A 19,673-nucleotide genomic window follows, 5' to 3' on the forward strand; every position below is an offset into this window, starting at 1 on the left:
GTCTCGCCGTCGGCGCGGGCGCGGCGCACCGGCTCGACGATGCGGGCGCGCAGCTTGAGACTGCCGTCTGCGGCGATCTGCCGCAGCCGGTGCACGATCGCGGGGTTCGCGAATCGCTCGAGCAGCGCCGTCCGGTAGGCGGGAAGGTCGAGTTCGACGCCGGCTCTGTCGGCGCCGGCATCGAGGCGCCGCTGGGCGAGATCCCACAGGTCGTGCACGAGAGCTGCGCATTCCGGGTCGGCGATGGCCGCGGCGACGGTCTCGTGTCCGCGCAGGACGCCGTCGGAGGCGAGAAGGGAGTGCGCGCCGTTGAGCATCCAGAGTTTGCGCTGCTCGAACGGTTCGATGTCGGACACGAAGGAGGCCCCGGCATCTTCCCAGCGCGGGCGGTCGGCGCGGAGGCGTCCGCTCAGGATCCAGCTGTGGAAGGGCTCGGTCACGACCAGGGCCTCGTCGCGGATGCCCTCGCGTGCGGCGACGGCGTCGATGTCGTCTGCCGTGGTGCGTGGGGTGATGCGGTCGACGGACGTGCTGACCACGTCGACCTGCGCGTCGATCCAGGCGCCGAGGGAGGGGGAGGTGAGCGCGGCGAGGTCGCCGACCACGGACCGGAGTGCGGTCCCGTTGTCGTCGAGGTTGTCGCACGGGATCAGCGTGATCGTGCCGTCGGGCAGGGCGCGGCGTCGAGCGTCGAGCGCCCAGAGCAGGCGGGCGGGCATCGTGCGCAGGACGCCGTTCGCGATCGCTCCCGGTGGATTCTCCCGATCGGCGAAGGCTTCGCCCAGCGCACAGATGTCGGCGGTGATGTCGGGGTCCGTGACGTCGAGACGTCCGTCCGCGCCGCGTCGATAGCCCTTCTCGGTGACCGTGAGCGTGACGACCGTGACTTCGGGGCGGGTGAGATAGTCGCGCAGCATCTCGGTGTCACCGCCGTCGTGCGCGGCCACGATGCTCTCGACGGTCTCGAGATGGTCGCCCTCCGCGCCGCGCGTGAGGAGGGTGTACACGTCGTCCTGTCGCGTGAGCGTCTCGGCGGCATCGGGCGAGCGGCCCGTGAACGCCGCGATGCCCCACTCGTGGTCGGGGTCGGCGTGCGCGGTGTACCAGGCCTGATGTGCGCGGTGGAAGGCACCGAGTCCGAGATGGACGATGCGCACGGGGGCGCGCGGTAGGGTGCGGCGCGGGCTGTGGGGCACGGGAATCCTCGGGTCGATCATCGGCCCTGGGGTCGGGCCTGACTTCAACCTATGACGCGCGGCGCGATCATGCAAGCGGTTGCAAGACCCGGGGTTGGGCACGCGCGCTCGACGCCCGCTCCCGCACGACCGGCTGCAGCAGCATCCGCACCGGGGTTCGGTCGCCACCGCGCCCCAGCATCCGCAGTAGCGTGCTCGCCGCGAGGCGTCCGATCTCGCGCTTCGGCGGTGACACGGCGGTGAGGGGGAGCGGGGCATCCGCCGCCTCCTCATCGTCGAAGGCGACGAGCGCGAGGTCATCGGGAAGCGAGAGTCCCACGCGCCTGAGGTGTGGCAGGAGCGCCGTCGCCTCGCGGTCGCCGAGGCAGACGACACCGTCGAGTCCCGCCGAGCGCGCTCGGTGCGCGTAGTCGGCGAGTGCCGCGTCGTCCCACGAATCCCGACGCACCACCGCGCCCGGGAGGTCGACGAGGGTGAGGTCGTCGATCGCGCGCCGGTAGCCGCGCAGCGCGGCGTCGGCCGTCGCGGTGTCGCGGCGTCCGAGGAATCCGATACGTCGACGGCCCTGCCGTGCCAGGTGCCGCACGGCCGCATACCCGCCCGCGACGACATCGGTGCACACCGCCGAGAGCCCGTCATCCGGCGGGGAGTCCGTCGGCATCCGCTCCATGAGCACCACCGGGATCGGCAGTGCGCGCAGCAGGTCGAGTCGCGCCGTCGGGTCGGCCAGGTGCAGGGTGGGCGTGATCAGGAGTCCGGAGCATCCGGCGGCGAGGAACTCCCGGATCCGACGGATCTCGAGGGCGTCGTCGTACTCACTCGACACGATGCGCAGGGTGACGCCCGCGGCCCGGGCCACTTCCGTGATCCCCTCCACGACGGTGGGGAAGTAGTAGCTGTGCGACGGGACGATCACGCCGATCACGGGACTCTTCCCGGCCCCGCGCGCCGACACGTACGTGCCGGAGCCCTGGCGGCGGACCACCACTCCGTCGTCGACGAGCATCCCCACCGCCCGCCGCACGGTGTTGATGCCGACCGCGTGCGTCGCGGCCAGAGTCGCTTCCGGTGGCAGCCGCTCGCCCCGGGACCACTCGCCGGCGGCGATGCGGTCGCGGAGTTGTTGCGCCAGGCTCACGAACAGCGGCTGCGTGTTCGGGAAAGCTCCCATGTCGCCCTCCTCGGCCCGTGGACGCCCGTGAGTCTTTGCTATGCAACCGTATTCATTCGGACTCGGTTCGGCAAGGTGTCGGGCACTCGCGGCACGTGCTGCGGGGGATCGCGCGTCCCTCGGCCGCATCCGCGCGAAAGGGCCGACGCGCGTGCGATCGGCCGAGCGGAGTGCAGGGCCGACGCCGGCGCAGTCCCGATTCCTTCCTCCAGTCATTCCTCTTCGCTGACCTTCCGTTGACCGTCGGATGCCCGCGCGTCACGGTGGCAGTCACGACGACTCCGCGCCCGGCGGAGCGGAAGGAGACACCGATGAGACGCACACGCTGGCTGTCGGCGCTGGTCGCCGCGAGCCTTCTCGCCGGAGGGGTGGTCGCCACCGGCGGCGCCGCCTCTGCAGAGACCGTCACGACCGAGCTCGCGATCACCTCTCCCGTCGACGGCGGCACCGTCAGCGGATCGACGCTCACGGTGGAGGGGACGTTCGCGAACACCTCCGAGCTCGTGCTCGTCGTGGGGGCGCAGGAGGTGATCCCGATCCCGGTCACCGGCACCGCCGGCACGTGGACCATCGACCTCGACATCGCCGACCGCGACGGGCGACTCGACCTCGCGGTGCGCGCCCGTGACCTCACCACCCTCTACACGACCTGGTCGGAGTTCCTCGCCGTCGAGGTCGACAACCCGGCCGCATCCCGCCCGGTCGTCACGGTGGTCTCGCCGACCGAGGGCGCGTATGCGGGCTCCTCGCTCGACGTGGTCGTCGACGTGGCATCCGATCGCGCGCTGTCCGCCGTCGAGGTGCGGGTGAACGGCGGTGCCTGGCAGGCTGCCACGGCGCAGGGCGGATGCGAGTACGCGGCATCCTTCCCCGTCGCAGGTTCCGAGTTCGCGAGCATCGAGGCCCGTGCGACCGACGTGTCGGGGCACACCTCCGAGGCGCCGACCACCTACGTCGCGCTCGGCGGAGCCACCGCCGAGACCCCCGTGATCTACGACCAGGACCGGGCGATGTGGATCTGGGAGCGCGCCTCCTACGAGGCCGTTTTCGATGAAGACGCCCGCGACCGCCTCGGCGCCGTGATGGACGACACCACGACCTTCGGGTCCGACCCCATCCGCACGATCTACCTCGGCGTCGACAAGTACGGCACCACCGACATGCTGCGCGACTCGCGTGACGAGGTCGTGGCGTTCGTGGAGTGGGCGCGCGCCCGCGGCTACCACGTGCAGGCCACCGTCGCCGGCGGCACGCGTCCGCCGTATCTGGGCGCCCTGGAGCAGTTCGAGCACTTCGCGGTCGACGAGTTCGAGAAGGTCCTCGACTACAACCTCGCCGTGCCGGAGTCCGCGCGCTTCGACGGCATCAATGTCGACATCGAGCCGTACATCCTCAGTGACTGGAAGCTGCCCGGCAGCGGCGGGCTCCCGAACCGGTGGCTCGAGATCCTGGACACGCTCATCGAGCGCCGCGACGCCTCCGGGCTGCCGGTGCTGGTCGGGCCCGCGATCCCGCGCTGGCTGGACTCCTCGGCCTGCTGCACGTCGATCACCTGGAACGGCCAGACGAAGCCGCTCAGCGACCACATCCAGGACATGACCGACTACATCGCGATCATGGACTACCGCGACACGGCCGACGGCAGTGCGGGCATCATCGCCCAGGCGCAGCACGAGATCGACTACGCGAACCAGATCGGCAAGCCGGACTCGGTCGTGGTCGGCATCGAGACCAAGGACCTCTCCGGCACGGGTGACCCCGAGACCGTGACGTTCTGGGAGGAGGGTCGCACCTACCTCGAGGGCGAGCTCGACAAGACGTATGCCGCTTTCCAGGACGACGCCTCTTTCGGCGGCATCGCCATGCACCACTACGACGACCTGCTGATGCTGCCGTCGGCGTGGGACGACACTCCGCCCGTGTACTACCCGGTTCCGGGTGCGGGACCAGGGGGCCCGGCGCTGCCGTAGGTTCCTGTCGTTGCGGGGCGGTCCCTTCCGGGGGCTGCCCCGCTTCGGCTGTCCGGCGACACCGTCCGTTCATCCGACGTTCCATTCGGAGTACGGCGGTCTCGTAATTGCCCGTCACCTTCGGGAGTTGGAATACCGATGTTCTCGGAACTCCGAGGAGTCTCCTCCCGAAAGGTCATCATGCGCCGCTTCACCCTGCCCGTCGTCGGCCTCCTGGGCGTGGCCGCCCTCGCCCTCACCGGATGCCAGAGCCCGACCGCCGAGGCGGCCCCGGCCGATCCCGACGCCCCCATCACGATCGCCACGATTCCCGTCGGCGAAGACCCCACCGCCGAGAACCCCGTCGAGGTGTTCGCCGAACTGCTCGAGAAGGCGACCGGCCGCGACGTCGAGATCACGGATGTGCCCGACTACCTGAGCGTGGTCGAGGCGATCCGCGCCGATCACGTCGACATCGGCATCATGAGCGGCTTCCCGTCCGCGCTCGCCGTGAACACCGGAGAGGTCGACGCGCTGGTCGCGTTCCAGGGCGACGGCAAGCCGGTGTCGACCTGTGTCGTGCTCGAGGACTCGCCCATCCAGACCGTCGAAGACCTCGAGGGCAAGACCGTGGCGTTCGCGGACCAGGCCTCCAGCTCGGGCTACTTCATGCCCGTGTACATGCTGCACGAGGCCGGACTCGAGCAGGGCACCGACTACGAGGCCATCTTCGCGGGCGGGCACGAGGGCAGCTTCGCCGCGCTGGAGCAGGGCCAGGTGAATGCCGCGTGCACCGCGGTCATGCTCACCGAGCTCGGTGCCCCGATGTTCCCGTTCGAGGACGGCGAGTGGCGTGCGGTGGGCGAGAGCCCGGCGATGGACATCCAGGGCGCTGTGCTCGGCCGCCCGTCGCTGGATGCCGAGACCCGCAAGGTGATCCAGGACGGAATCGCCGAGGTGTTCTCGCCCGAGAACGCCGAGCGCCTCGGCGCCTACGGGGCGTTCGCGGCGGCCCCGCAGACGGTCGACCCCGACGGAGCGGACTTCGAGTCCTTCGCGGAGATCGCGGCCGTCGCCGGTGTCGAGCTCAAGGACCTCAAGTGACCCTGTCCAGCGTTTCGTCTCGCTCCGCTCGCTCAACGACCGAGGTGCCTCCGGTCGTTGAGCGAGGAGCGCAGCGACGAGACGAAACGCGCACCCCCACCGCCGAGCTGCGCCAGGCACTCCCGCTCGTGACGGTGCGCGGCCTCCAGGTGGCGTACGACGAGAACACCGTGCTCGACGGCGTCGACCTCGACCTGTTCCCGGGCGAGATGGTGGCTCTGCTCGGGGCCTCCGGTTCGGGCAAGTCGACCTTGATGCGGAGCCTGACCGGGTTCGCGCCCATCTCGTCCGGCACGGTGCGGGTCGCCGGGCGCGACGTCACGAATCTCGCCCGCGGCGAGCTGCGCACGCTGCGTTCCGAGGTCGGGCAGGTGTTCCAGCAGTTCAACCTGATCCCCCGGCTCAGCGTCATGACCAACGTGCTCACGGGCGCGCTGCACGGCGCGGGGCCGATCAACCTGGCCGGGGGCTTCTCGACCGCGCACCGCCGTCGGGCGCTCGAACTGCTCGACCGGGTCGGCATCGCGCACAAGGCGTCCGCCCCCGCCCGCTCGCTCTCGGGCGGACAGCAGCAGCGGGTGGCGATCGCCCGGGCGCTCATGCAGCAGCCGAAGGTGATCCTGGCCGATGAGCCGGTGGCCTCGCTGGACCCGAAGCTCGCGGGTTCGGTGCTCGAACTGCTGCGCGAGATCGCGACGCACGACGGCATCCCGGTGCTCGTGAGCCTGCACGTGCTGCCCCTCGCTCTCGCCCACAGCGACCGGATCGTGGGACTCCGGCACGGCGAGATGCTCGTCTCGGGCGCCACCTCGCAGCTGGATGCCGCCGCCCTGTGCCCGCTCTACGACGACGAGGAGGACGGCGATGACCACGACCACTGAACCCCGCGCAGACCGCGCGGACCGCACCGCGCGCGCGACGCTGGATCCGGCCGAGCGCGCCCGGCTCGAAAGTGCCTTCCGGGTGCCGCGGACGCGGTTCCTGATCGGCCTGCCGGTCGCGTTCCTGCTGCTGCTCTGGTCGTTCAACGGCGCCGAGTTCAACTTCGTGAAGCTCGGCGAGGGCGCGATCAACATGGGTGAGTTCCTGTCGCGCCTGTTCCCGCCCGACTTCTCGAAGATCGGCACCATCCTCGCGCTGCTGCTCGAAACGTTCCAGATGGCGGTCGTCGGCACGGTGCTCGGCGCGGTGCTGTCGCTCATCGTCGCATTCGGGGCCACGTCCACCCTCGCGCCGAAGTGGCTGTACTACCCGACGCGCTGGATGATGAACATCATCCGCTCGGTGCCCGACCTGGTGTTCGCGCTCATGTTCGTCTCGGCCGTCGGGCTCGGACCCTTCGCCGGCATCCTGGCCATGACGCTCGGGTCCATCGGCTCGATCGGCAAGATCTTCGCCGAGGCGATGGAGCAGGTCGACCGCGGACCCGTCGTCGCGATGGAGGCCGTCGGCGCCTCGAAGCGACAGGTCATCCAGTACGGCATCCTGCCGCAGGCCGCGCCCCTGCTCACCTCGTACACACTGCTGCTGTTCGAGGGGAACGTGCGCGGGGCGACCATCCTCGGCCTCGTCGGCGCCGGCGGCATCGGTCTGGAATTGACCACCGCCATGCGCATGTACGACTACGGCCACCTCAGCGCCATCATCATCTGCATCATCGTCCTCGTCACGGCGATCGACCAGGGCAGCGCCCTCATCCGAAGGAGAATCACATGACCCTCATCGACACCGACCTCGTCCTCAGCGCACCGGTCAACCTGCGCGATCTCGGCGGCATCGCGATCGACGGCGGCGTGCTCCGCGAGGGGCTCGCCATCCGCACCGACGACCTCGCCTACGTGACCGAACAGGTCGCGGACGAGCTCATCGCGGGCGGACTCACCGCCATCATCGACCTGCGCTCGCCGCTCGAGGTCGCGGTGACGGGGCGGGGGCCGCTGGGCGAGCATCCGGTCGCGTACCACCACCTGCCCCTGATCGCGGATGTCGGGGAGTCGATCGACCGCGACAAGCCCGCGCTCACCCACGAGGCGATGGGCCTGATGTACCAGCGCATGGTCGATGGAGCAGCGCCGCAGCTCGTGATCGCGCTCAACGTCATCGCGTACACGCCGGGGGCTGCCGCCTTCCACTGTGCGGCTGGTCGCGATCGTACGGGTGTGCTGGCGGCGATGCTGCTGCTCGCCCTCGGTGCCGCCGACGACGACATCGTCACCGACTACGCCCGCACGGGCGACAACATGGTCGCGATCATGGCGCGCACCGCACCCGTGATGGGGGCGATGTGGAAGGCGCTGGGCTTCGACGCCGACGCGCTCGGGAAGACCTCGTCGCTGCTGGAGGGATCGATGGACGTGTCGATGCGCAGCCTGCTCGACACTCTCCGCGCACAGCACGGCGACCCGCTGACCCCGCTGCGCGCCGCGGGGCTCTCGGATGCCACGATCGCCCGGCTGCGCGAGCGGGCGCTCGCCGCGTGACGGTTCTGGCGGGGGATGCCGGGGCTGCGGTTCGCCGCCGCCCCGGTCGTCCGCGTGACGAAGACCTCGACGGGCAGATCGTCGCGGCGACGCTCGACATCATCGACGCGGGCGACGAGGTCACGGTGTCGCGCGTGGTCGCCCGCAGCGGGGTGAGCCGGGCGGCACTGTATCGGCGCTGGCCCTCACTCACGCTGTTGATCGCTGCGGCGCTCGACGTCGGCCGCGAGGTGCCGCCGGAGTATCCCGCCGATGCCGACCTGCACGAGATCCTGCTCGCGGGGCTCGGGCTCGGTGCCGACGGTGTCGCCCCCTCGGCTCCCGGATACTCCGAGGAGCGGTTCCGGCAGCGCATCCGCCTGGTGATGGCCGACCGTGCCCTGCAGCGGACCTACTGGGAATCGCACGTGTCGCGGCGCCGGGTGCCGCTGCAGAACGCACTCCGGGTGGGGATGGCGCGGGGCGAGCTGCGCCCCGACCTCGACGTCGAAGCCTGCTTCGATGCGATCGCCGGCGTCGCGTACTACCAGCTCGTCGTGCGCGGCGACCGGGTCAACGATCCTGCCGTGGTCGAGCGGATGCGGGCCGCGATCGAGGTGATCTGGCGCGGGATGGTGACGTGAAAGCGAGTTATGTACATAATGCCTCTAAAGTCGCTTATGCCTATAATGGAGGCATGACCACTCTCACCCGCAGCATCCCCTCCAAGGATCTTCGCGACAGTCTCGCCGATGTGCTGGGCGGAGTCGCGTACGGGTCGGAGCGCGTCGGGGTGACGCGCCATGGCAAGCTCACCGCCGTCGTGATCAGCGTCGACGACCTCGAGCTGTTGGAGGAACTGGAGGCCGCGCGTGATGCGGCGGAGTTCCGTGCGGCGAAGGCCGCGGATGACGGCGAGCGCGTCTCGCTCGACGAGCTTCGCGCCGAACTCTCGTGACGGCCTATCGCGTCGAGTTCACCGCACCGGCCGCGAAGGAGATCCGCAAGCTCGACCCCCAGGTCAGGCGTCGCATCCTCGCCGGCATCGCCGCGCTGGAGAAGGAGCCGCGTCCGAGCGGTGTCCGCAAGCTGACCGGTTTCGACAACGCCTGGCGCATCCGGATCGGCGATCACCGTGTGCTCTACGAGGTCGTCGACGACGTCGTGCTGGTGACCGTGTTCCGGGTTGCGCACCGTCGGGCCGTGTACGGCGACTTATGACGCGTTCTGCCGCGGTCAGCTCTTCGTGAGGTCCTGCGCGAACATCACGAGGATGCCGCTGGGGCCGCGGAGATAAGTGAGCTTGTAGACGTCCTGGTAGTTCGCGACGCCGCGCAGCGGGTGATAGCCGTGGCGGGCGGCGATCGCGAGCGATTCGTCGATGTCGTCGACCGAGAAGGCGATGCGATGCATACCGATCTCGTTCGGAAGGGTCGGCTCCGTCTCGATCGCGTCCGGATGGATGTACTCGAACAGCTCGATCTGTCCGCGCCCATCCGGCGTCTGCAGCACAGCGATCTTCGCGTGGTTGCCGTCGAGTCCGACCGCGGTCGCCGCCCACTCCCCACTGACCTCGTCGCGACCGAGCACCGTGAGGCCGAGGTCGGTGAAGAAGGAGATGGTGGCTTCCAGGTCGCGCACGGCGATCCCGACGTTCTCGAGTGTGATGGGCATGGGTGGGATGCTACTCGCGCCCGCCACCCGTGTCAGCGCTAGTGCCCGAGCTTCTCGGCGCAGGCGACGCAGTACTCGGCGAACGGTCGGGCCTGCAGTCGCGCCGCGGGGATCGGCCTGCCGCAGTTCGCGCAGACGCCGTAGGTGCCGGCATCCATTCGCGCCAGCGCATCGTCGACCTGTCGGAGTTCGGACGCTGCCGCCTCGGCGAGCCCGGTCAGCCGTGACCACTCCGACGAGAGCGTGACGCCCTCGGGGTCGTGCTCGTCGTCGTCGTTCGAGCTCTCGCGGTCGTGGGTGAGCTCGTCGAGGGTCGCGGCCGTCGCCTGCACCCGGGCCTCGGCCTGAGCGCGCAGCTCCTGCAGCAGCGCGCGGGGGTCAGGACTCATGCGCCCACTCTAGGCATCCCCGCCGACACCCCGGCCCCACCCGTCGCACTTTCGCATCGAGGTCGCAGGATCCAGCGGAACTCTGCGACCTCGACGCGAATCTGCGACGCGCGCGCCTCAGGCGGAGTGCCCGCTCGTCGGCACCGAGTCGGTCGTCGTCGGAACGGCCACGGCCTTCATGCCGGGGTGATCGCGTTCGAGGGCGGCGCCCTCCATGTCGACGTTCGGCAGGATGCGGTCGAGCCAGCGCGGCAGCCACCACGCCGAGCGGCCGAGCAGATGCATGAGCGCGGGCATCAGCAGCATCCGCACCACGAACGCATCGAGCAGCACACCGAACGCGAGGCCGAACCCGATCGAGCGGATGATCGTCGACTCCGAGAAGATGAACCCGCCGAACACCGACACCATGATGAGGGCGGCGGCGGTCACCACCGAGCGGCCGGCACGGAAGCCCTGGGCCACGGCATCGCGCGCCGAGGCGCCGTGCACATACGCCTCGCGCATGCCGGAGGCGAGGAACAGCTGGTAGTCCATCGCGAGTCCGAACAGGATGCCGACGAGGATCACCGGCAGGAAGCTCAGGATCGGCCCGGTGCTGTGCAGCCCGATGATCTCGGCGCCCCAGCCGAACTGGAACACCGCGACGATCAGGCCGTACGTCGCGAACAGCGAGAGCACGAAGCCACCGGTCGCGATGAGCGGCACCAGCAGGGAACGGAACACCACGATCATGATGAGCAGCGAGAGGCCGACGACGACCACGAGGTACAGCGGCAGGACCCCGGCCAGCGCCTCGGAGATGTCGATGTTGATCGCGGCCTGACCCGCGACGCCGAGGGTGATCCCGTCGCCGATGGCCGGCATCGAGCGCAGGTCCTGCACGAGCCTCTCGGTGGAGACGCTGTTCGGGCCCTCCTCGGGGACGACCTGGAACGCGAGGAGGGTGTTGTCGTCGGAGGTGGCGATCGGCGCGACCGCCGCGACGTCGTCCTGGTCGGCGATGGCCTGCGCGATCGTGACCTGCGTGGAGAGCAGATCGTCGTCGGTGACTGCGTCGTCGAGGGTCGCGGTGACCAGCAGCGGGCCGTTCGCGCCTTCGCCGAACTGTTCGTCGACGGTCTGGAACGCGCGGTAGCTGGTCGAGTCGCTCGGTTCGCTCGACCCGTCGGGCAGCCCGAGCCGCATCGACATCGCGGGGATCGCGATGATGAGCAGCGCGACAACGCTCACGAGCGTCGTGACGACGGCGCGCAGGGTCGACATCCGCTTCACCGGCTTGCCCGCGGCGTGCTCCTGTCCGACCGTCGCGCGAGCGCGGCGGCTGAGCAGACGGTCGCCGACGAGCCCGAGGATGGCGGGCGCGAGGGTGATCGCGACGAGCACGGCCACCGCGACGCACACCGCACCGACCGTGCCCATGAGGCCGAGGAACGGGACGCCGGTCACGTTGAGCGCGAGGAGCGCGACGATGACGGTCGTTCCGGCGAACACCACGGCGGTGCCGGACGTGCCGGTGGCGAGGCCGATGGATTCGCGCACCGGCACTCCGGCGAGCAGCTGCTTGCGGTGCCTGTTGACGATGAAGAGCGAGTAGTCGATGCCGACCGCGAGGCCGAGCATCACGCCCAGCACCGGCGTCACGGACGCCATGTTCACCACGCCGGAGAACGCGAGGGATGCCGTGACTCCGACACCGACGCCGACGATGGCGGTGACGATGGGGAGGGCTGCGGCGATGAGCGAGCCGAGCATCACGATGAGCACGATCGCGGCGAACACGAGACCGACCGCCTCGCCGACGCCGAAGATCTCGGGCACACCCTGCGCGATGTCGGTGCCGAAGTCGACCTCGGTGCCGTCGACCGGTGCGGAGGCGAAGTGGTCGATCGTGCCCTGCTTGACCTCTTCGGAGAGCTCCAGTCGCGGGTCGACGAAAGAGATGTTGACGATCGCGGTGGACCCGTCCTCGGACACCACGCCGATGCCGTCGGCCAGGTCGAGGAGGGTCGAGCCCAGCTCCGCCTGATCGGCGTTCTCCTGCAGGGTGATGCGGGACTGGTCGAGCTTCGCGTTCTGGGCCTCGAGGTCGGCGGCCTGGGCGTTCAGTGCCGCCAGCTGGGCGTCGAGGGCGGCGAGTTGCTCCGGGCCCGCTCCGGCCTGCTCCGCCTGGGTGCGCGCGGCCGTGAGCTGAGTGAGGCCGGCCTCGATCTGTGCCCGACCCTCGTCGATCTGCGTCTGCGCGGCATCCAGCTGGGCGCGGCCGTCGGTGATCTGCTTCTGGCCGTCGGCGAGCTCCTTCGCACGGTCGGCCTGCTGCTGCTGCGCGTCGAACGGATCGATCACGGACGCGACGCCATCGAGATCCTCGGCGCTGGCAGCGAGCTCGGAGATGTCCTGCTTCTGCTCGTCGGTGAACGCCGAACCGTCGGTGGTCCGATACACGACCGTTCCGGTGCCGCCCGCGGAATCCGGGAGCTTGTCAGCCAGCTCGTCGGTCACCGCGCCCGACGCGGTGCCCGGGATGTCGAAGCTGTTGCTGAGCGTGCCGCCGAGGGTGAGGAAGGCGCCGACGCCGATGCCGAGGATCAGGACCCACGACACGATCACCGTCCACGCCTTGCGCGCAGCGAACGAACCCAGACGGTAGAGCAGTGATGCCACAGTGGTCTCCTTCAGACTCGAAGATCATACGGCACGTCTCGTCTAGCGATCTGTGGCTATCCTGAACGCATGGTCAACGAGCATCGGAGCGGGCCCGTGCGCAGCACTGCGGCGCGTGAAGCGATCCTCGATGCGACCTCGCGACTGTTCCACGCGCAGGGCTACGACCGACTCACGATCGAGGGCATCGCGAAGGAAGCCGGGGTCGGCAAGCAGACCATCTATCGCTGGTGGCCCTCGCGGGGTGCGCTCATCGCGGACTGCCTGGTCGACGGGCGTCTCATCCCCGTGGACTTCGTCGTGCCCGACACCGGTGACCTCCTCGCCGACGTCGAGACTTGGCTGCAGTCGGTCTTCGCCATCCTCGCGACCACGCAGGGGCAGGCGCTGCTGCAGTCGCTGGTCGCAGCCGCCGCCGAAGACGCCGCGGTCGGGGCCCACCTCGGGGGGAGTCTCGGCGTCGAGCAGCACCTGTCCGAACGGCTGCGCGGCGGGATCCGCGACGGTCAGCTGCCGGAAGACGCCCCGATCGCGCAGATCGGCCGTGCGATCCTGGGCGCGATCATCGTGGAGTCCCTCGGCCGTGAGAGCCGCGGACCCGGCGGGATCATCGACCTGGTCCGGTATCTCTTCACCCGCTGAGCTTCCGTCGCGTAGGGGGCACAGACACTCGGTCATGTCAGGTGGCCTCGTTCGCCGGTTCGCGCTTCTCGCCCCGATCGGTGCCCGAATGCGAAGGCTCCGGCATCGGCCGCACGGCGAGATCGGGCTCGCTTGGTCGCCATCGCGTCGACCGCCTCGTCCACCCGATCGCGGCGCGAGGTCAGGACCAGGGCGGCACCGGTGCCCGCATCCTCGATGATCGTTCGGCGGCTGTCCTGGATGCGACCCATGACGCCCCGGGCGAAGCCCCGCAGGAAGCCGCTGCGTGCACGCCGCTTCTCGGGCTCCGTGTGCCGGTGGTAGATCTCGCGGTGCACGGACCACCACTTCCGCATCGCGACCATGGCCTGCACCTCGAGGCTCGCGGTGAGGGTGCGCACCTGCGTGACGTCGGACGCGTACCCGACCAGGAGCAGGCCCGCGCCGACGGGGACCTCCATCCCGAGCGGCCGCACCGTGCCCAGCGCCTGCGCGACACCCGAGCCGATCTCCTGCAGATCCCGGGCGTATACGCCGCTGAACAGCATCCGCTCGTGAACGATCTGCTCCTGTGTCTGGCCCAGCCGGCCACGGCGTTCGTCGATGCGGGCCTGATCTATGCCGTACTTCACGATCAGCCGCTCGGCGTGCTCGGTCAGAGCCTCCGCCTCTTCCGGTGTCGTGCTCTCGGCCTTCGCCAGCAGCTTCGCGATCAGGTCGAGCTTCGCCTCGGTCATGGCATCCCCCTTGGTGGTGTGTGATGCCTCGAATCCTCCGCGGGGTCACCCGCATTCAGAGGGTCGATCACGGTGCCTGGGGAGAAACCTGTTTCGCGGCGTCCTGGGGAGGGATGCTGCGCGCGGGGTGGGGCATGGCGCCGTGGCTACTCGAGCCACTCCGTGACGAAGCGGTTGTTCGCATGGATGTGCGTGGCCTCGTATGTGCCGCCGTCGAGCACCTCGAAGCGGTGGGAGACGAGCGCGGGGACGACGAGGATCTGCCCTCCGACGCCGACCACCTGATCGTCGCCGACGGTGAACAGGGCGCGGCCCCGGCGGATCACGAACGTCTCGGCGTACGGATGCCGGTGCAGACGTGGTCCTCGACCGGGTGTCGTGATGAACTCGCGCATGATGCTCACGGGCGAGCCGAGCAGGTACCCCTCGATGTCTTCGTCAGCGGTGACGTCTCTGAGGTGGATGGTCATGGGTCCTCCGTTCCCGCCCGAGGGTACGCGCGCAGGGCGACAGGGTCGAGAGTCAGAACTCTTCTCGCGGAGAAAAGCGTCTGCGTCGGCCTTCTCCGCGCAGCGGGGCCGCGGGAAGTGCCTTCAGCCGATGGAGACGACGGCCCTCCGCGCGCCATCGTCCCCGAAAAGGAGCCGACCGCTCTCAGCCGAGGATGAGGGTGATCACGGTCGCGCCGCCACCGCCGAGGATGAGCGCGATGATGACGGTCCAGGCGACGATACGGATGCGACGGTTGCGCTTCTCGCCGAGGTCGCCGTAGTCCTCTTCGTTCGGGTTCTGCCGGCTCACGTCGCTCATGCGCTGACCTCGGTGACCGTCGGACCGAAGTACGAGGGGAGCGTGGCCTGCGAGCGCTCGCGCAGCTCGGCGATCGACACGGTGAAGACGTCCTGCACCTCGAGCTTCGCGCCCTCGGTGTCGGTCACGCCGATGCGCATCACCGGGTAGTCGCGTCCCTCGCAGAGTCCGCGGAACTTCACGTCGTCTTCACGCGGCACGGTCACGATCACGCGGCCGGTCGACTCGGAGAACAGGGCGGATGCGGCATCCACGCCGTTGCTCTCGATGATCTCGTTCAGCCAGACACGAGCGCCGACACCGAAGCGCATGACGCCCTCGGCGAGTGCCTGCGCGAGGCCGCCTTCGGAGAGGTCGTGCGCCGAGGAGATCAGCCACTCGTCACGGGCGGCCGAGAGCAGACCGGCGAGGCGCTTCTCGCCGGCGAGGTCGACCTTCGGCGGAAGTCCGCCGAGGTGGTCGTGCACGACCTCGGCCCAGGCCGAACCCGAGAGCTCGGTCGAGGTGGTGCCGAGGAGGTAGATGTTCTGGCCCTCGTCCTGCCATCCGGAGGGGATGCGGCGCGAGACGTCGTCGATGATGCCGAGCACGCCCACGAGCGGCGTCGGGTGGATCGGCACGTCGCCGGTCTGGTTGTAGAACGAGACGTTGCCGCCGGTGACCGGGGTGCCCAGCTCGTAGCACCCGTCGGCCAGGCCGTCGACCGTCTGACCGAACTGCCACATGACCTCGGGGTTCTCGGGAGAGCCGAAGTTCAGGCAGTCGGTGATGGCCGTGGGCACGGCGCCGGTGACGGCGACGTTGCGGTATGCCTCGGCGAGGGCCAGCTGCGCGCCCGCGTACGGGTCGAGCTGGCAGTAGCGGCCGTTGGCGTCGGTCGACACCGCGAAGCCGAGACCCGACTCCTCGTCGACGCGGATCATGCCGGCGTCGTCGGGGAAGCTGAGGGCCGTGTTGCCGAGCACGTAGTAGTCGTACTGGTTGGTGATCCAGCTCGTGTCGGCCAAGTTCGGCGAGGCGACGAGTGCGAGGAACTGCTCGCGCAGCGTCTCCGGGTCGTTCGTGCGGGGCAGGTTCTCGGCGGCATCCGCCTGCAGGGCGTCGATCCACGTCGGGTAGGCGACCGGGCGGTCGTAGACGGGGCCGTCGACCGCGACCGTCGAGGGGTCGACGTCGACGATGCGCTCGCCTTGCCAGTCGATGATGAGGCGTCCGTCGCCGGTGACCTCGCCGAGCACGGAGGTCTCGACCTCCCACTTGTTCACGACCTCGAGGAAAGCGTCGAGCTTCTCGGGAGCGACGATCGCCATCATGCGCTCCTGCGACTCCGACATGAGGATCTCCTCGGCCGTGAGCGTGGGGTCGCGCAGCAGCACGTTGTCGAGCGAGACCTTCATGCCGCTGTTGCCGTTGGCCGCGAGCTCGCTGGTCGCGCACGAGATGCCGGCGGCGCCGAGGTCTTGGATCGCCTCGACGAGCTCGCCGCGGTACAGCTCGAGGCAGCACTCGATGAGCACCTTCTCGGCGAACGGGTCGCCCACCTGCACGGCGGGGCGCTTGGTCGGACCGGTGGAGTCGAACGAGTCGGAGGCCAGGATGCTCGCGCCGCCGATGCCGTCGCCACCCGTGCGGGCGCCGAACAGGACGACCTTGTTGCCGACGCCGGTCGCGTTCGCGAGCTTGAGGTCTTCGTGACGCAGCACGCCCACCGCGAGCGCGTTCACGAGCGGGTTGGCCTGGTAGACGGAGTCGAAGACCGTCTCGCCGCCGATGTTCGGCAGGCCCAGGCAGTTGCCGTAGAAGCTGATGCCGCTGGTCACGCCATGCACGACGCGGGCGGTGTCGGGGTGGTCGACCGCGCCGAAGCGCAGGGCGTCCATGACCGCGACCGGGCGCGCGCCCATCGAGATGATGTCGCGGACGATGCCGCCGACGCCGGTCGCCGCGCCCTGGAAGGGCTCGATGAACGAGGGGTGGTTGTGCGACTCGGCCTTGAAGGTGACGGCCCAGCCCTCGCCGACGTCGACGACGCCCGCGTTCTGGCCCATACCCACCATGAGGCGTTCCTTCATCTCGTCGGAGACCTTCTGGCCGAAGCGGCGCAGGTAGTTCTTCGACGACTTGTAGGAGCAGTGCTCCGACCACATGACGGAGTACATCGCCAGCTCGCCCGAGGTGGGGCGACGGCCGAGGATCTCCTTGATGCGCTCGTACTCGTCGGGCTTGAGTCCGAGGGCCGCGTACGGCTGCTCCTTCTCGGGCGTCGCGATCGCGTTCTCGACGGAGTCGGGGACGTGCTGGGGGGAAGGTGCAGGGGCGGTGGTCACGCGCACTCCAAAGGAAGGGGCCGGCGGGGCATGCTCAGTCTACCGGCGTGGGTGAGGCGGCTCTCCCGCGAGAGCGGGAGGTCAGATGCGGTCGGCGCGGATGGCGTCGAGGATCTGTGCGGATGTCTCGTCCTGTCGCTGCGGTGGGTGCGACAGGGCGCCCTTCTTCGTGGGGAGGGTGACCCTTCCGGTGCGCACGAGTCGCGACCACGCGGTGTCACGATCGCTCTCGGTGAGGGCGGCAGCGATGTCTCTCCTCGTGTGAAGCACGCGATGGACTCGCACGGCGTCCGGATCATCTGTGTAGATGACGAGGTACGGATGGTTTCGAAGAGGGAAGGCGCGGATGTCGGGAATCTCGGTCACCAGCTCGAAGCGCGCCGATCCCAGCGAGGGATACGCAGTGAGCCGGCTCAGCGCATGCTGGAGGTCGTCGATGAACGCGATCGCGACCGGCGGCCCTGCTTCGCCGAGGTAGCGCGTGACCGCGCCGTCGATGTCCTCATCCGCCCGCCTGGTGGTGACGACTCGCCCCGCAGTCACGCGTCGGCGGCGTCTGCGTGGACGCGGTCTCGGAGGCGATCGAAGTACGCCTGGTCCACTTCGGAACCCGGCCCCGACGTCATCCCGTCGACAACCAGGGATCGCAGCTGCTCGCGGGCCTGCTCATGGCGGATCAACTCACGCATGAACTCGCTGCTGTTGCTGTAGCCGCGCTCGGCCACCTGCGTTTCGACGAAGTCCTTCAGCGCGTCCGGAAGAGAGATGTTCATCGTGGCCATACCTCCACGCTAATACCGATGGCAAAGTTTGTCATCGCACTAGTGAACGTCATCGACTGCAGTGATTCCGTCCCGTGGCGACGCAGCTGCAGAGAATGGGAGAAGTTCGCAAAAGCTCCTGGATCAGGAGGAAGAGTCCGCCGCCGCCGCAAACCGCGCCGCAAGAACTCCAGCGGCCTCGCGCAGCGGCGCCGGTCCGACCACCGTGAAGGGCGCATCGAACCGGGCGACCGCGGCGAGCACCCCGACCCACGACCAGGAGCCGACCGTGATGCGGCATGTGCCGTCGGCGAGCTCCTCCAGCTCGCCATCGTCGACCCAGGGTGCGACCTCGCGGGCAGGGAGTGCGATCACGACCTCGCCCACGCACGGCCAGCGATCCTCGGCCGCCGACCCCTTCGCCCGAGCCGCCAGATACGTCGCAGCATCCGCCGCCGGCAGCGGACGCGGGCTGAACGTGGGTCCGGTAGGGGTGCGCGGCCGCATCCGATCCAGCCGGAAGGTACGCCAGCCCTCGACTTCCAGATCCCACGCGAGCAGGTACCAGCGGCCTTCGCGGGCGACCACCGCGTGCGGCTCGGTGCGTCGGGCGGGGCGGTCGCGGTCGGAGCCGTAGTCGAAGCGCAGCACCTGGCGGTCGCGCACGGCCGCGCTCGCCGCCTCGAGCACGGCCGGGTCGACGCGCACATCGGCAGCGGTGCCCGTGAAGCGGATGCCGTCGACACGGTGCCGCAGTCGTGAGGGCATCACCTGCCGCACGGTCGCGAGCGCCCGCGCCGCGCCCTCCTCGATGTCGATGCCGCTGGAGGGGACGGTCTGCAGCGCCACCGCGATAGCGACGGCCTGGTCATCGTCGAACAGCAGCGGCGGCAGCTCGGATCCGGCTTCGAGGCGGTAGCCGCCGTACGGACCCTTGACCGCAGCGATCCGGTAGCCGAGCTCTCGCAGGCGATCGACATCGCGACGCACCGTGCGCGGGCTGACCTCCAGTCGCTCGGCGAGGACGAGTCCCGGCCAGTCGCGCGGCGTCTGCAGCAGCGACAGCAGGGCGAGCATGCGCGACGAGCTTCCGGTCATGGGTTCAGTCTGCCCGCAGTAGAGGACAGAACCCGACCGCTACCGCTGTGATCGTTGCCCACAGGCGGTTCCGAACGGCGGACCGCGCGAGAAGGAGGCATCCCATGACCATCACCACCACCACTCACCTGAACTTCCACGGCACGGCCCGGCAGGCGCTCGACTTCTACCGGTCCGTCTTCGGCGGCGAGGTCACGGCAGCGACCTACGGGCAGTTCGGCATGCCGGAGGGAGTGCCCGGGTTCGACAAGATCGTGTTCGGGCAGCTCGAGACCGCGGAGGGGATGCGGCTGATGGCGTACGACATCCCCGGGCAGGACGACCCGGACCCGACGGCGACCGCCGGCACCACGCACCGGGAGAACGGCGCGACCATCACCGATCGGACGTTCTTCCAGTCGCTACGGGCGGATTCGCTCGACGAGCTCCGGGGGTACTGGGACGGCCTGGCCGAGGGCGCGACGGTCATCGAGCCGCTGGCGGCCTCGGCCTGGTCGGCCGGCTTCGGCATGCTCACCGACCGTTTCGGCGTGACCTGGGTGCTCGACGTGCAGGCCGGCTGACCCGCGACGTACCCTTTCCCGGGACGGATGCAGGGAGTTCGGACGGATGCAGGAGGGTTCGCGGCGTTTCGCTCCTGCATCCGTCCGAACTCCCGACAGGTGTACCGCCCCACCCGGCACGCCGCCCCG

Annotated in this window: 22 protein-coding genes; 10 read left to right on the plus strand and 12 right to left on the minus strand. The window is 69.6% G+C overall.

What is annotated here, in order from left to right:
- Together GZ67_RS0112470 and GZ67_RS0112475 are read right to left on the minus strand one after the other, a co-directional pair.
- Window positions 1-1,196: mannitol dehydrogenase family protein (locus GZ67_RS0112470; RefSeq protein ID WP_051662517.1), on the minus strand; the 1,196-nt coding region annotated here is incomplete at its 3' end.
- 67 nt (window positions 1,197-1,263) lie between these two features.
- Window positions 1,264-2,367 (minus strand): GntR family transcriptional regulator, encoded by a 1,104-nt coding sequence (locus GZ67_RS0112475; RefSeq protein ID WP_029273901.1) that lies wholly within the window; start codon window positions 2,365-2,367, stop codon window positions 1,264-1,266.
- Between the two features lie 311 nt (window positions 2,368-2,678).
- Here GZ67_RS0112475 and GZ67_RS0112480 point away from each other — a divergent pair, with 311 nt between their 5' ends.
- From GZ67_RS0112480 to GZ67_RS0112515, 8 genes are all read left to right on the plus strand, one after another.
- Window positions 2,679-4,337, plus strand: coding sequence for a hypothetical protein (locus tag GZ67_RS0112480; protein ID WP_051662518.1), 1,659 nt, complete (start codon window positions 2,679-2,681; stop codon window positions 4,335-4,337).
- 138 nt (window positions 4,338-4,475) lie between these two features.
- On the plus strand, window positions 4,476-5,420 hold the full coding sequence (phnD, locus tag GZ67_RS0112485; protein WP_231481798.1) for a phosphate/phosphite/phosphonate ABC transporter substrate-binding protein: 945 nt from the start codon (window positions 4,476-4,478) through the stop codon (window positions 5,418-5,420).
- 44 nt (window positions 5,421-5,464) lie between these two features.
- On the plus strand, window positions 5,465-6,301 hold the full coding sequence (locus tag GZ67_RS0112490) for a phosphonate ABC transporter ATP-binding protein (protein WP_051662519.1): 837 nt from the start codon (window positions 5,465-5,467) through the stop codon (window positions 6,299-6,301).
- The gene (gene phnE, locus GZ67_RS0112495) at window positions 6,285-7,136 is read left to right on the plus strand and encodes a phosphonate ABC transporter, permease protein PhnE (RefSeq protein WP_029263109.1); all 852 of its coding nucleotides are present in this window, start codon (window positions 6,285-6,287) and stop codon (window positions 7,134-7,136) included. The genes GZ67_RS0112490 and phnE overlap by 17 nt, the downstream gene beginning before the upstream one ends.
- Complete coding sequence (locus GZ67_RS0112500; protein WP_029263108.1) at window positions 7,133-7,900, plus strand: tyrosine-protein phosphatase; 768 nt, start codon at window positions 7,133-7,135, stop codon at window positions 7,898-7,900. The genes phnE and GZ67_RS0112500 overlap by 4 nt, the downstream gene beginning before the upstream one ends.
- Window positions 7,897-8,523, plus strand: a complete 627-nt coding sequence (locus tag GZ67_RS0112505; protein WP_051662520.1) for a TetR/AcrR family transcriptional regulator — start codon at window positions 7,897-7,899, stop codon at window positions 8,521-8,523. Before GZ67_RS0112500 ends, GZ67_RS0112505 begins: the two co-directional genes overlap by 4 nt.
- A 53-nt stretch (window positions 8,524-8,576) precedes the next feature.
- Complete coding sequence (locus tag GZ67_RS0112510; protein ID WP_029263106.1) at window positions 8,577-8,837, plus strand: type II toxin-antitoxin system prevent-host-death family antitoxin; 261 nt, start codon at window positions 8,577-8,579, stop codon at window positions 8,835-8,837.
- Entirely contained in the window at window positions 8,834-9,100 is a 267-nt protein-coding gene (locus GZ67_RS0112515; RefSeq protein WP_029263105.1) for a type II toxin-antitoxin system RelE family toxin, read from the plus strand. Before GZ67_RS0112510 ends, GZ67_RS0112515 begins: the two co-directional genes overlap by 4 nt.
- A 15-nt stretch (window positions 9,101-9,115) precedes the next feature.
- Here the strand turns inward: GZ67_RS0112515 and GZ67_RS0112520 are convergent, their stop codons facing one another.
- The 3 genes from GZ67_RS0112520 to GZ67_RS0112530 form a co-directional block, all read right to left on the minus strand.
- Window positions 9,116-9,553: a VOC family protein gene (locus tag GZ67_RS0112520; RefSeq protein WP_029263104.1), complete on the minus strand. Its 438-nt coding sequence runs from the start codon at window positions 9,551-9,553 to the stop codon at window positions 9,116-9,118.
- A 38-nt stretch (window positions 9,554-9,591) separates the two neighbouring features.
- On the minus strand, window positions 9,592-9,942 hold the full coding sequence (locus GZ67_RS0112525; RefSeq protein WP_029263103.1) for a TraR/DksA family transcriptional regulator: 351 nt from the start codon (window positions 9,940-9,942) through the stop codon (window positions 9,592-9,594).
- A gap of 117 nt (window positions 9,943-10,059) precedes the next feature.
- Window positions 10,060-12,606, minus strand: coding sequence for an MMPL family transporter (locus tag GZ67_RS0112530; protein ID WP_051662521.1), 2,547 nt, complete (start codon window positions 12,604-12,606; stop codon window positions 10,060-10,062).
- A 69-nt stretch (window positions 12,607-12,675) separates the two neighbouring features.
- Between GZ67_RS0112530 and GZ67_RS0112535 the strand changes: the two genes are divergently transcribed.
- Window positions 12,676-13,248, plus strand: a complete 573-nt coding sequence (locus tag GZ67_RS0112535; RefSeq protein WP_029263101.1) for a TetR/AcrR family transcriptional regulator — start codon at window positions 12,676-12,678, stop codon at window positions 13,246-13,248.
- Window positions 13,249-13,280: 32 nt separating this feature from the next.
- Here GZ67_RS0112535 and GZ67_RS0112540 read toward each other — a convergent pair whose 3' ends face one another.
- The 7 genes from GZ67_RS0112540 to GZ67_RS0112570 all read right to left on the minus strand — a co-directional run bounded on the left by GZ67_RS0112540 (window position 13,281) and on the right by GZ67_RS0112570 (window position 18,981).
- The gene (locus tag GZ67_RS0112540; RefSeq protein WP_029263100.1) at window positions 13,281-13,985 is read right to left on the minus strand and encodes a DUF2786 domain-containing protein; all 705 of its coding nucleotides are present in this window, start codon (window positions 13,983-13,985) and stop codon (window positions 13,281-13,283) included.
- A gap of 146 nt (window positions 13,986-14,131) precedes the next feature.
- Window positions 14,132-14,455, minus strand: a complete 324-nt coding sequence (locus tag GZ67_RS0112545; protein ID WP_029263099.1) for a cupin domain-containing protein — start codon at window positions 14,453-14,455, stop codon at window positions 14,132-14,134.
- A 184-nt stretch (window positions 14,456-14,639) separates the two neighbouring features.
- Window positions 14,640-14,795, minus strand: a complete 156-nt coding sequence (locus GZ67_RS20825; RefSeq protein ID WP_167381597.1) for a hypothetical protein — start codon at window positions 14,793-14,795, stop codon at window positions 14,640-14,642.
- Window positions 14,792-17,122, minus strand: a complete 2,331-nt coding sequence (gene purL, locus GZ67_RS19815) for a phosphoribosylformylglycinamidine synthase subunit PurL (protein WP_036303887.1) — start codon at window positions 17,120-17,122, stop codon at window positions 14,792-14,794. Before purL ends, GZ67_RS20825 begins: the two co-directional genes overlap by 4 nt.
- Before the next feature lie 81 nt (window positions 17,123-17,203).
- The gene (locus tag GZ67_RS0112560) at window positions 17,204-17,665 is read right to left on the minus strand and encodes a type II toxin-antitoxin system RelE/ParE family toxin (RefSeq protein ID WP_081859997.1); all 462 of its coding nucleotides are present in this window, start codon (window positions 17,663-17,665) and stop codon (window positions 17,204-17,206) included.
- Window positions 17,662-17,904: a ribbon-helix-helix domain-containing protein gene (locus GZ67_RS0112565; protein ID WP_029263097.1), complete on the minus strand. Its 243-nt coding sequence runs from the start codon at window positions 17,902-17,904 to the stop codon at window positions 17,662-17,664. Before GZ67_RS0112565 ends, GZ67_RS0112560 begins: the two co-directional genes overlap by 4 nt.
- A 123-nt stretch (window positions 17,905-18,027) precedes the next feature.
- Window positions 18,028-18,981, minus strand: coding sequence for a helix-turn-helix transcriptional regulator (locus GZ67_RS0112570; RefSeq protein ID WP_029263096.1), 954 nt, complete (start codon window positions 18,979-18,981; stop codon window positions 18,028-18,030).
- Between the two features lie 104 nt (window positions 18,982-19,085).
- Between GZ67_RS0112570 and GZ67_RS0112575 the strand changes: the two genes are divergently transcribed.
- Window positions 19,086-19,544, plus strand: coding sequence for a VOC family protein (locus tag GZ67_RS0112575; protein ID WP_029263095.1), 459 nt, complete (start codon window positions 19,086-19,088; stop codon window positions 19,542-19,544).
- Window positions 19,545-19,673: the final 129 nt, after the last annotated feature.

It is taken from the genome of Microbacterium sp. Cr-K20 (assembly GCF_000708325.1).
In the GTDB taxonomy this organism is placed as follows: Bacteria; Actinomycetota; Actinomycetes; order Actinomycetales; family Microbacteriaceae; genus Microbacterium.